The sequence below is a fragment of the Nocardia sp. NPDC102475 genome, from assembly GCF_055584605.1.
This window is the reverse complement of record NZ_JBVJLS010000004.1, coordinates 341,077-352,255: the sequence shown is the minus strand read 5'-3', so window position 1 is coordinate 352,255 and position 11,179 is coordinate 341,077. Positions and strand designations below refer to the sequence as shown.

15 protein-coding genes are annotated in these 11,179 nt (G+C 66.0%); 8 read left to right on the top strand and 7 right to left on the bottom strand.

What is annotated here, in order from left to right:
* The first annotated feature begins 15 nt into the window (after window positions 1–15).
* From ACZ60G_RS09825 to ACZ60G_RS09815, 3 genes are read left to right on the top strand one after another with little or no spacing between them, the layout of a single operon-like run.
* Window positions 16–552, top strand: coding sequence for a hypothetical protein (locus tag ACZ60G_RS09825; RefSeq protein WP_465808885.1), 537 nt, complete (start codon window positions 16–18; stop codon window positions 550–552).
* A complete protein-coding gene (locus ACZ60G_RS09820) occupies window positions 549–1,058 on the top strand; it encodes a hypothetical protein (protein WP_465808884.1) in 510 nt (169 codons plus the stop codon). The genes ACZ60G_RS09825 and ACZ60G_RS09820 overlap by 4 nt, the downstream gene beginning before the upstream one ends.
* Before the next feature lie 19 nt (window positions 1,059–1,077).
* A complete protein-coding gene (locus ACZ60G_RS09815; protein ID WP_465808883.1) occupies window positions 1,078–2,325 on the top strand; it encodes a CoA transferase in 1,248 nt (415 codons plus the stop codon).
* 57 nt (window positions 2,326–2,382) lie between these two features.
* Here the strand turns inward: ACZ60G_RS09815 and ACZ60G_RS09810 are convergent, their stop codons facing one another.
* From ACZ60G_RS09810 to ACZ60G_RS09800, 3 genes are all read right to left on the bottom strand, one after another.
* Window positions 2,383–2,742 (bottom strand): Rv2640c family ArsR-like transcriptional regulator, encoded by a 360-nt coding sequence (locus tag ACZ60G_RS09810; RefSeq protein ID WP_465808882.1) that lies wholly within the window; start codon window positions 2,740–2,742, stop codon window positions 2,383–2,385.
* A gap of 86 nt (window positions 2,743–2,828) precedes the next feature.
* Window positions 2,829–3,407 carry an HdeD family acid-resistance protein gene (locus tag ACZ60G_RS09805; protein ID WP_465808881.1) on the bottom strand — a complete coding sequence of 193 codons (579 nt, stop codon included), beginning with the start codon at window positions 3,405–3,407 and terminating at the stop codon, window positions 2,829–2,831.
* 68 nt (window positions 3,408–3,475) lie between these two features.
* Window positions 3,476–3,886, bottom strand: a complete 411-nt coding sequence (locus ACZ60G_RS09800; protein ID WP_465808880.1) for a VOC family protein — start codon at window positions 3,884–3,886, stop codon at window positions 3,476–3,478.
* 202 nt (window positions 3,887–4,088) lie between these two features.
* Between ACZ60G_RS09800 and ACZ60G_RS09795 the strand changes: the two genes are divergently transcribed.
* Window positions 4,089–5,075: a glycosyltransferase family 9 protein gene (locus tag ACZ60G_RS09795; protein ID WP_465808879.1), complete on the top strand. Its 987-nt coding sequence runs from the start codon at window positions 4,089–4,091 to the stop codon at window positions 5,073–5,075.
* 10 nt (window positions 5,076–5,085) lie between these two features.
* Here ACZ60G_RS09795 and ACZ60G_RS09790 read toward each other — a convergent pair whose 3' ends face one another.
* A complete protein-coding gene (locus tag ACZ60G_RS09790; protein WP_465808878.1) occupies window positions 5,086–5,409 on the bottom strand; it encodes an ArsR/SmtB family transcription factor in 324 nt (107 codons plus the stop codon).
* 183 nt (window positions 5,410–5,592) lie between these two features.
* Here ACZ60G_RS09790 and ACZ60G_RS09785 point away from each other — a divergent pair, with 183 nt between their 5' ends.
* From ACZ60G_RS09785 to ACZ60G_RS09775, 3 genes are all read left to right on the top strand, one after another.
* Entirely contained in the window at window positions 5,593–6,279 is a 687-nt protein-coding gene (locus ACZ60G_RS09785; RefSeq protein ID WP_465808877.1) for a M23 family metallopeptidase, read from the top strand.
* Between the two features lie 69 nt (window positions 6,280–6,348).
* The gene (locus ACZ60G_RS09780; RefSeq protein WP_465808876.1) at window positions 6,349–7,521 is read left to right on the top strand and encodes a hypothetical protein; all 1,173 of its coding nucleotides are present in this window, start codon (window positions 6,349–6,351) and stop codon (window positions 7,519–7,521) included.
* A gap of 25 nt (window positions 7,522–7,546) precedes the next feature.
* Window positions 7,547–8,089, top strand: a complete 543-nt coding sequence (locus tag ACZ60G_RS09775; RefSeq protein ID WP_465808874.1) for a YaeQ family protein — start codon at window positions 7,547–7,549, stop codon at window positions 8,087–8,089.
* 10 nt (window positions 8,090–8,099) lie between these two features.
* Here ACZ60G_RS09775 and ACZ60G_RS09770 read toward each other — a convergent pair whose 3' ends face one another.
* On the bottom strand, window positions 8,100–8,426 hold the full coding sequence (locus tag ACZ60G_RS09770; protein ID WP_465808872.1) for a hypothetical protein: 327 nt from the start codon (window positions 8,424–8,426) through the stop codon (window positions 8,100–8,102).
* Between the two features lie 257 nt (window positions 8,427–8,683).
* Here ACZ60G_RS09770 and ACZ60G_RS09765 point away from each other — a divergent pair, with 257 nt between their 5' ends.
* On the top strand, window positions 8,684–9,019 hold the full coding sequence (locus ACZ60G_RS09765) for an RNA polymerase-binding protein RbpA (protein ID WP_387293736.1): 336 nt from the start codon (window positions 8,684–8,686) through the stop codon (window positions 9,017–9,019).
* Window positions 9,020–9,098: 79 nt separating this feature from the next.
* Here ACZ60G_RS09765 and ACZ60G_RS09760 read toward each other — a convergent pair whose 3' ends face one another.
* Window positions 9,099–9,965 carry an ABC transporter permease gene (locus tag ACZ60G_RS09760; RefSeq protein WP_465808870.1) on the bottom strand — a complete coding sequence of 289 codons (867 nt, stop codon included), beginning with the start codon at window positions 9,963–9,965 and terminating at the stop codon, window positions 9,099–9,101.
* Window positions 9,965–10,951: an ATP-binding cassette domain-containing protein gene (locus ACZ60G_RS09755; RefSeq protein WP_465808868.1), complete on the bottom strand. Its 987-nt coding sequence runs from the start codon at window positions 10,949–10,951 to the stop codon at window positions 9,965–9,967. The genes ACZ60G_RS09760 and ACZ60G_RS09755 overlap by 1 nt, the downstream gene beginning before the upstream one ends.
* Between the last annotated feature and the right edge of the window lie 228 nt (window positions 10,952–11,179).

The following is an 11,179-nucleotide window of genomic DNA, read 5'->3' as shown; positions in this document are numbered from 1 at the left end:
TCGGAGCCGAAACCCATGCGACTGCGGTTCGCTCGTCCGAAGCTGGAGCGCAAGAGTTTTCGCACCGCTGCGGTAGTGCTCGCGGTCGCCGCGCTCCTCGCCGCGACCACGGTGACGGCACTGGCGCTGCGCGAGCATCGGCGGACCGAGGCCGCCGCGAATCACCAGGCCGCCATCGTCGACACCGCCCGGCGCGGTGTCACCGCCCTGATCAATATCCGCCGCGACAGCGCCGATTCGGACTTCGCCCGCCTCAGCGATATCACCACCGCACCGTTCGCGGACGAACTGCACAGCCAGTCCGGGAACTACCTGCAGGCCATCCGAGATGCCGACGTGTTGTCCACCGGCGAGGTCGTCGCGGCGGCCATCGCCGCCGACGACGGCGCCGAGGCTCCGGAAGACGGCGCGGTCACCGTCATGGTCGCCGCGAACGCACAGGTCACCAATACGCAGACTCGGCAGCAGGAACAGCGCTCCTACCGGTTCAGCGTGCAGATCAAGGAAGTCGACGGCACCCCGAAGGTGTCCAACGTGGAGTTCGTGCCATGACCGATCGATCCGTAACAGCCCTGCGAAACATTATGCGGCTCAGCATGATTCCGCTGCTGACAGCCGTGATCGTGGCACTGACCGTGGCCGCGGTACTGCTCGTGCGCGACAACCGCAGCGACGCCGCCACGGCCGCCGCCCACCGGGACGCACCGACCACCGCCCGCGAAACAGTCGCGGCAATGCTCAGTTACACCTCGGCCACGGTCGACAAGGATCTCGCCACCGTGGCGGGACTCACCGGCTCGTTCCAGGACGACTACCGCAATCTGGTGAACAAGACGATCGTGCCGGTGGTCAAGGAGAAGGGTGTGAGCACCAGAGCGCGGGTGATATCCGCAGGCGTACTGTCGGCCTCGACTGACCGTGTAACGGTGCTGATGTTCATCGACCAGGTGACCATCAGCACCGCCGTGCCCGCACCGACCACCAGTTCCAGCCGGGTGACCGTCACCGTCGAGAAGCACGACGACCACTGGCTCGTCAGTGGTATGACACCGCTGTAGCCCGAGAGGATGATGTCATTTGCCGAATCCCGCGACCTCCGCGGCGCAGCCGCTGGCCGGTGTGCGCATCGTGGAGATCTCCAGCTTCGTCGCCGCACCGCTCGCCGGTATGACGCTGGCGCAGCTCGGCGCGGAGGTCATCCGCGTCGACCCGATCGTCGGTGCGGCCGATTACCGTCGGTGGCCACTCACCGACGACGGCGAGAGCATCTATTGGACCGGACTCAACAAGGGAAAGCGCTCCGTCACAGCCGATTTGCGCGCACCGGCCGGGCAACTGCTCGTCACCCGCCTGATCACCGGCGGCGGACCCGGCGGCGGCATCCTGCTCACCAACGCCACCGGACGGGATTGGCTCGACTACGAGACGCTCACCGCCACGCGGCCCGACCTGATCCAGCTGGAAATACTGGGCCGCGCCGACGGTTCGGCCGCCGTCGACTACACCGTCAATGCTGCCACGGGTTTTCCGCTCGTCACCGGACCCGCCGACCACGAGGGCCCGATCAATCATGTACTGCCAGCATGGGATCTGCTCTGCGGTGTGTACGCGGCGCTGGCGATCACCGCGGCGGTGCGCCACCGCGACGCGACCGGACAGGGCAGCCGGATCACCCTCCCACTGGAGGACGTCGCGCTGGCCACGGTGGGCAACCTCGGCTTCCTCACCGAGGCAGCGCTGTGCGGGCGGCAGCGCCCGCGCTTGGGCAATGCCATCTACGGCCAGTACGGTCAGCACTTCACCAGCGCCGACGGCGTCTCCTTCATGGTGGTTGCCCTGACCCCCAGGCACTTTCGTGATCTCACCGAGCTGACCGGCACCACCGCGGCGGTCGACGCGCTGGCCACCGCGCTGGCGGCGGACTTCACCGACGAGGGCACGCGCTACCGTCATCGCGACGTACTGACCGGACTGTTCACCCCGTGGTTCCGCGACCGCCCCGCCGAGGAGATCGGCACCGCCCTGGCGAAAACATCGGTGCTCTGGGAGCGCTACCGCAGTTTCGACGAACTCGCGACCGACCCGCGCATCACCGCGAACCCCCTGTTCACCCTGCTCCATCAACCCGAGATCGGCGAATACCGCGCCCCCGGTTCCCCGATCTCGGTGAACGGCACGCACGTCCCGGCCCGCCCCGCACCCCGACTCGGGGAACATACCGAATCCGTGCTGCGGGATCGGCTCGGGCTTTCCCCCGAATCAATTGCGGCACTGCACATGTCGTCGATCGTCGCAAATGACCCCTCGGAACGAACCGCCCGGTGATTCCGCCCGGAGACCGACAGCAGATCGGCCACGACAGCCGAATCGCGCGGCATCTTGCTAGCCGCAGCACTCCGGGTCGAGTACGAAACATAAGGCGGACAATGCATCCCGGCGTGCCGCATGCTGCACGGTCATGCCCTGACGTACCGATTCCACCAGACCGGCGGCGCGCAATTGCCCCAGATGATGGCTCACCGTCGACTCCGCCAGCGCTACCGCCGCGGCCAGCTCGCGGGTATTGACCGTGCCGTCCCGCTCGGCCAACAGCAGCGACATCAATTTCACCCGCACCGGATCCGCCAGTGCCTTCACCCGCAACGCAACTTCCAGCGCGACCCGATCGTCGACCGGGGCCGCCGCCACCGGCGCGCAACAGATCGGCGCGGACACATCCAGCGCGGGCAGCGTCTTAGGCATACCTATATCGTGGCATAAATCGAAAAACCCGAGCCGCGCCGCCACGGCGAAAGCATCAGTCCCCCACCGGAAATACGCCGGAGATCTCAGATCTCGGCGAGCTTCTTCGCATCCTTGCGGACACCGAACGAGGTGATGATCTCCATGATGCCCAGGACGATCAGCCACCACCCGGCGACCAAGGCCAGCGTCGCCACCGATGCGACCGGCCACACGATCAGCACTACACCACCGATCGCGGTGATGATTCCGAAGAAAGCCTCCCAGCCTCGACCCGGTAGCGCGGGCTCGGAGATCGCTGCCATCAGCAGCGCGACACCGCGGAACAGCCAGCCGATACCGATCCACAGGCCGAGCAAAAGAATCGATTCCAACTCGTCACGGAAGCAGAAGATACCGATGATGATCGACAACACACCGCTGATAAAGGCGAGCACCCGGATTCCGGTGCTGGTGTGCGTGCCGAATGCGGCCACCAACTGCAGGAAGCCACTCACCACCAGATAGATGCCGAAGATGATGCCTGCGGCCACCAGTGTCACATCGGGCCAGACCAGGATCATCACACCGAGGATCACCGACAGGATGCCGGTGACCAGCACCGTTTGCCATGCACTGCGCGCAACCCGTTGCAGAGGACCCTGTAGCACGCTGTTTGTCGTCATAGCGTGATGCTATGCCTCGCGCCAGCGGTTTTCTGGACATTTGCTCGAACGCGTCGAGCGACCGCGCCCTAGGCGGGTGTCGCGATATTTACCATCCACGCGATACCGAAGCGGTCCAGGCACATGCCGAATTCGTCGCCCCACATCTGCTTCTCCAACGGCACGGTCACGGTGCCACCGGCAGACAGCCTGTCCCAGTAGCCGCGCAGTTCATCGGGGTCGTCACCGCTGAGACTGATCGAAATGCTGCTACCTGGTTTGTATTCCATACCTGGCGGGGTATCCGAAGCCATCAGCGTGTATCCGCTCGGCGTTTCCAGCATGCCGTGCATGATCAGATCCGCGCCCGGCGCGTCCTTATCCCCCATATCCCCGAAGGTCTGCATGGTCAGCGTGCCGTCGAACACATCTCGATAGAACTCCAACGCGGTGCGCGCCGAGTCGGAAAAACTGATGTAAGGGTTGAGTCGGGAGGTCATAGGAACGCTCCTTGGTGGTAGTTGGCCGCCATCGCAGAGGTTAGTCCTCCGACTCGGACAGTGGGCCAGATAACGAGCTACTCGCTCACGTTTATCGCCGAGGGGGCTCGGGTAGTCATCCCTAAGTGGCTCTCGTCGTGTGCATCCATGGGGTGAAGCGGGTGGGTCGGGTTCGCGAGTCTCGGGTGGCTAGGAGAAGAGGGTGGCGGTTGTTCTCGTGCTGCAGGCACGTGGCCTCGGTGATCTGCTCACCGCGGTTCCCGCGTTGCGCGCGCTGCGACGGGCGAAACCGCACGATCAGATCGTCCTCGCCGCTCCGCATCGCTTGAAGCCGATCGTCGACCTCATCGCCTCCGTCGACTCCATGATCCCCACCTCCGACGTCGGTGACCTGCGCTGGGACGCTCCCGAACCCGCAGTGGCGGTGAATCTGCACGGCCCGAGCGCCGAGAGCATCGTCGCGCTGACCAAGACCGATCCCGGACGCATCCTCTCCTACCGCAATCCCGCCTTTCCGGAGCTGGAGGGCCCGGAATGGCAGACGGATATGCATCACGTCGAGCGCTGGTGTCATCTGCTCGAATCCGACGGCATCGTGGCCGATCGCCGCAATCTCGGACTCGTCCCACCGGTCGCGACCACCAGTCGCCGCAATTGCATCGTGGTGCACGTGGGAGCGGGCGCACCGGCCCGTCGCTGGCCGCCGGACCGGTTCGCCGCGGTGGTACGGCATCTGCTGGTGCTCGGTCGCGAAGTGGTCCTCACCGGTGACGAGTCCGAGCGCGATATCGCGCTGAATATCGCCGCCCGCGCGGGCCTACCGGGTGGCCGGGTGCTCGCGGGCGAGCAGAACCTCATCGAACTCGCCGCCACCGTCGCCGAGGCCGCGCTCGTGATCTCCGGTGATACCGGCGTCGCGCATCTGGCCACCGCCTTCGGAACCCGCACCGTATTGCTGTTCGGACCGACACCGCCGCGCTGGGGCGGGCCGCCACCACATCTCCTCGGCAGGCATGCGGTGCTGTGGGCCGGTCAGCTCGGCGATCCGATGGCAGATACGCCCGACCCCGGATTGCTGCGAATCGGTGTCACCGAGGTGATCAGCGCGGTCGACAAGCAGCTCGCCAAGCGGGCGTGGCCTGCCAGCGGAAACAATCGCGGGCGAACGGCCTATCGCCGCGTGGGTTGACCACGAGCATTCAGGTGTTGCCCTCGCCGCGGGCGTTGCTCAAAGCCGCGGCATAGGCTGCCAGCGCGCTGGGCCAGAACTGCTCCAGATAGTCGCGCGCATCGCCTAGTCCGCGCGGATCCAGGAAGTACAGCCGCCGATTGCCATCCGGACGCATCATCACCAGCCGGGCCTCGCGCAGTACACGTAGATGCTGGGAAGCCGCCGAGCTGGTTACGCCGACGAGTTTCGCGAGATCGCCGACCGATAGCGGCGCGGTCGGCAATGCCTCGAAAATGGCCCGGCGGGTCGGGTCGGCGAGCGCTTCGATGGCTTGAACTCCATTAGTCGCCACTGAAACAGTGTGAGCGACCGGCATCGTGCCGGTCAACTCCGCGCGGTACGGCATCACGCCAGGTCGACAATGCATCCACACCGTGTCGTTATCGAGTTGTAACCAATCAACTGGGCTTTTGCTGACCTGTGACCGTTAGCACAGGATTACGGAACCCGAATGGCCGTCCCGTACGTTCTAGCCATGCCCGTGACCGTACCGTTACCTTATCGTGTCGGCGCGACCCGCTCACGCCGCAATCGCGCCGCAACCCGAGCGGTCGCCGCGGCCGCCGTCGTCAGCGCCTCGCTCGGCGTCATGGCCGCCGTAGAACCCGACGCACTGGCCGGGAAAACGGACCAGTCGGCCGACCGGACCAGTGGCGCCGTCGCCTTCACCGCGCTCACCCCGCGCGAGGCCCAGATGCCGCAGTCCGTGCCCGAAGCCGTGATCTGGGAGCAGACCCGCATCGCCACCGAGGCGGCCCGGCCGCGCACCGTTCGTCCCATCGAGGGTGTGCTGACATCCAACTTCGGCATGCGCTGGGGTGCGCTGCACGCCGGCCTCGATTTCGCCGACGCCATCGGGACCCCGATCGCCGCAGTCACCGACGGCACCGTCATCGAGGCGGGTCCGGCGTCCGGCTTCGGCCTGTGGGTGCGGGTGCAGCAGGATGACGGCACCATCGGCGTCTACGGCCACGTGAACGACATTCTCGCCACCGTCGGTCAGCAGGTGCGCGCGGGCGATGTCATCGCCACCGTCGGCAACCGTGGCTTCTCCACCGGCCCGCACCTGCACTACGAAGTCCACTCGGGCGACGGCGCACCGATCGATCCGATGCCCTGGCTCGGCGCGCGCGGTATCGCCGTCGGCGTCGCCCCGGAGTAAGCGAGCCCGCCCGCCGCTCCGCGTTCGATTCGGCCGCCGGCGCATTCGCGATTCGATGAGGGATTGCGAGTGCGTCCGGTGGTCGATTTCTACTACCTCGGTACTACCCGCGAATGGCGCCACGGCGGGACGTGGCCGGGCGTCGTCGATTCCTACCGTCGGATCATGCCGACGATCGATACCCTTTCCGACCCTGGCGATTCCGCGCGCCACCGCCGTCCCGCCGTCGTACCGGACCTGCCGGGCGGCAGTCTCCATCGCCCGCTGCTGTGGATGGTGGCCACGATGGGTGCGCTCGTCTTGTTCTCCGCCGGTGGCATGGTGTTCGACAACCGGATGCTGCTCGACGAATCCGTATGGCTCAAACCGTTCAAGTTCGGGCTCGCATTCGTGCTCTACGGGATCACCCTGGCATGGCTGCTGTCGTTGCCGCACAAGGGAAGCCGGGTCACCTGGTGGATGGGGACGGTGTTCGCGATCACCGGATTCGTGGACGTCGGGTTCATTGTGGTGCAGGCCGCGCGCGGGACCTACAGCCATTTCAACAGCGAGGCCGATGCGGTGAATTCGATCGGTCAGATGGTGTTCGCTTCCGGCGTGCCCGGCTTGTTCTTCGCGAATCTCGTTATCGTGCTGGTCCTTTCGTCGCAGCGGCTGGTGGATCGGCCGACCGCGCGGGCCATTCACGCCGGACTCGGTCTCGCCGTCGTCGGGATGGCGCTCGGGTACCTGATGGGGTTCACCGGGAAACAGTTGGTGCGCGACGCCGACGGCAATGTGGTCGAGTTGGTAGCCGGACATACCGTCGTGGACAATCCGACGCTCGACGCGCGTGACGGCGTCGGCGGCATGCCGATCACGCACTGGAGCACCATCGGCGGCGATCTGCGGATCCCGCATTTCCTCGGCCTGCACGCCATCCAGGTCTTGCTGCTCGCGGTTGTCGCACTGGCCTGGTTGGCGCCGCGCTACCCGTGGCTGCGGAGCGAACGCACGCGCGCCGCGTTGATCGGTGTGCTCGCATCGGGCTATGCCGGGCTGTTGGCGATAGTGTTCTGGCAGGCGATGCGGGCCCAGTCGCTGGTGCATCCGGACGGTCGGACGCTGTTCGCCTTCGGTGTATTGATCTGGGTGATTGCTCTACTGACCCTCGCCGTCTACTGGCGGGCGCGCGCCCACGGCCGCAACGCCCCGAGCGCCGTGCGACTGTTCGCCGCGGGCACGCACGCCCCCGGGCAGTAGCGGCGTTCACTAAGCTCCTGCTCTTATGGCCCTGAGCGCAACACTGCACAACTTCGCCGTCCAACTCGCCGATGTCGACCGTGGTGTCTATCAGGAGTTGGAGTTGCGGGTTGCCCGCCACCCGTCCGAAACCGCCGAGTTCATGCTGACGCGATTGCTCGCCTACTGCCTCGAGTACGAAGAGGGCATCGCCTTCAGCGACGGCGGAGTGTCGTCCACCGACGAGCCCGCGGTGCTGGTGCGCGATCTCACCGGACGGCTCACCGCCTGGATCGAGGTCGGTGCACCCGATGCCGATCGCGTGCACCGCGGCAGCAAATCGGCTGAGCGCGTTGCCATCTACACCCATCGCGACCCGGCCAAGGTACTCGCACAGCTCACCGGTAAGCGGATCCACCGCGCCGAAGCGATCCCGCTTTACAGCTTCGATCGCGACTTCATCGATTCCGCGGTAGCCGCGATCGAACGCCGCAACACGGTCACGGTGTCGATTACCGAGCGACTGCTGTACCTGGATCTCAATGGCACGAATCTGAGCACGCCGGTCGAAGAGCGCAGGCTCGGCTAGCGGTCGACACTCACCGCAGCCGTTCCGCCTCGCGGGTGAGGGTCAACAGTGTGGCGCTCAACGCCTTCAGTTCTTCGGTGTCGGCGCCCTCACCGATTGCGGTGGCGATGTCCTCGGCGGCGCAGCGGGCGGCGAACCAGCGGTCGGCCAGGTCGGCCGCCTCCTGGGCGCTCAGTACCACCGAATCCGCCGGAATTCCGGTTCCCTTCAAGCTGTTGCGGTGTTCGTAGGCGCGTTGGCGACAGGACTGACGGCAGTACCGGCGACGACGTCCGGCCTCCGATTCGACGATCTCCCGCCCACACCACAGGCAGCAGGACAGCACGCGGCGCGACATGACGCAGAACCCTAATGGTTGTGCCGACCGAATGGGACTCGCGACCCCGGTTTATCGGCGCGGCGTGGGCGTGGCGGAGGGTGGCCGGGACACCGACTACAATGGAACGGTTCGCCAGTACGCCGATGGGGAACTATTGGCGCAGGCACGATCGTTACATCTAAGGTCCAGCGAGCGTCACGCGTTCATCCGGCACTGACCGATGAAGGACGCGGTCGCGGCGCAACAAGACTCGAGCACACAGGGAGAGGCACACCATGGCAGATCGCGTACTCCGGGGCAGTCGGCTCGGAGCGGTGAGCTACGAAACCGATCGCGACCACGACCTGGCCCCGCGACGGATTGCTCGGTACCGGACCGATAACGGCGAGGAGTTCGACGTCCCGTTCGCCGACGACGCCGAGATCCCCCCGACCTGGCTGTGCCGCAACGGCCAGGAGGGCACCCTCATGGAGGGCACCACCCAGGAGACCAAGAAGGTCAAGCCGCCGCGCACCCACTGGGACATGCTGCTGGAGCGTCGCAGCAAGGATGAGCTGGAGGAGTTGCTGAAGGAGCGGCTCGATCTGCTGAAGACGCGGCGTCGGGTCTAGGTTCCGTCAGACGAAAGAAGGCCGCTTACACCGAATGGTGTAAGCGGCCTTTCTCGTGCGGTGAACCGCCCGACAACCACTACTTACTGGCGACCTTGCGGTAACGCAGCAGAGCCAACGGCACGACCACCACCAGGATGGCCAGGGAACACCCCACCGCGTAGACGATGCAGTGGTCGGCGGGCCAACCGGTTGGGGTCCCAAAACTCGGGGGTGCGCCGTTGTCGAAGAGCTTCCGTCCGGCGGCGGAAACGGCGGTGATGGGGTTCCATTCGGCGACGGTGCGCAGTGGACCGGGCAGCGACTCCGCGGAGATGAAGGCCGAGGAGATGAAGGTCAACGGGAACAGCCAGATAAGGCCCGCGCTCTGGGCGACTTCGACGGTGGGTGAAAACAGACCGGTGATAGCCCCGACCCACGACATAGCGAACGCGAACAGCAGAATTATCGCGAAAGCCAGTACGGCATCGACGATCCCGCCGTTGATCCGCCAGCCGACGATATACCCGCAACCGACCATGACGGCCAGGCTCAGGATATTCACCGCCAGATCAGAGAGTGTGCGCCCCATCAGCACCGCCAGCCGCGACATCGGCAACGTCCGCATGCGGTCGATGATGCCCTTCTCCAGATCACCCGCCAGGCCGACCGTGGTGAAGGCGGCGTTGAAAGCGACTGTCTGGGTGAAGATTCCGGCCAGCAGGAATTCGCGATACTGGCCGCCGCCGAGTGACGCGCCGAAGATGTAGGCGAACAGGAAAACGAACATCAGCGGCTGGATCGTCGCGGTCACCAGCAGGGTCGGGACCCGCAGGATGGTCAGCAGATTCCGGTACGCCACGATGGCGCTGTCCCGGATGACCCGGGCGTGAGGTTGCCGAATCTCCGGTGGGGATTCGGTTTTCGCGGTCGATTCCCCTTCGGCGCGCGCGACTGCGGTGCTCATCAAGACAAGATCTCCTCTTGTACATCGTCGTTTTCCGGCTCGAGTTCGTGCGCGGCGCTGCCGGTGAGGGACAGGAATACGTCGTCGAGACTGGGCCGGTGCACGCTGGCGTCGATCACGCACACCCCGGCGTCGTCGAGCCTGCGCAGCGCTTCGACCATGGTGCGGGAGCCGTCGGCGACCACGATGGAGACTTCGTCCGCGCCCAGATCGTGGGTCGGCTCACCGATACCGACCTGCGCGAGGATCGTCAGCGCCGGCAGCACGTCCTGGCCCGGGGCCAGCGTGATGGTGAGCCGGTCGCCGCCGATGGAGGTCTTCAGCTCATCGGCCGAACCCTTGGCGATGACCCGCCCGCGATCGATGACCGTTATGCGGTCGGCGAGCTGGTCGGCCTCTTCCAGATACTGGGTGGTCAGCAGCACCGTGGTGCCGTCGTCGACGAGATCGCCGATGACGCGCCACATATCGAGGCGGCCACGAGGATCCAGACCGGTGGTCGGCTCGTCGAGCACTACCACCGCGGGCCGCGCCACCAATGCACCGGCGAGGTCGAGCCGCCGCGCCATACCGCCGGAGTAGGTACCCGCGCGACGGTGCGCCGCATGGTCCAGGCCGAAAGTGTTCAGCAACTCCGCCGCGCGAGAGGTGGCCTGCCGCTGCGACATTCCGTACAGCCGCGCCACCATGCGCAGATTCTCGTAGCCAGTCAGATTGGCATCGACCGCGGCGTACTGACCGGACAGACCGATGCGCCGCCGCGCGGTCGCCGCATCGCGCAAGACGTCGATGCCCGCCACCCGAACCGATCCGGCACAGGGCCGCAGCAGGGTTGTCACGATGCGCACTGTCGTCGTCTTACCCGCGCCGTTGGGCCCGAGCAGTGCCATCACCGTGCCCGCCGGAATCTGTAGGTCGACCTCGTCCAGCACCCGCACCCGGCCGTACGTCTTGACCAGGCCGCGCACCTCTACCGCCAGACTCACGACACAACCTGCCGAGCCCTGGCCCCCGGAGCCCGCACTCTCGCCGGGCCTGCTGCCGATTGCTCACGGCCTGTCGATTCACCGCATTCGTTCACGACTCGCTCCTGTTCCGCCCCTCGGCACCGGCGTCCCGGCCGAGCGGTCGTCGGCGATATCTCGCGCGAATCCGCCTCGGTAACACCAGGTTTCGTCGATGCGTGCGGGTGCTGTGTCGATGGATTGTTCGAA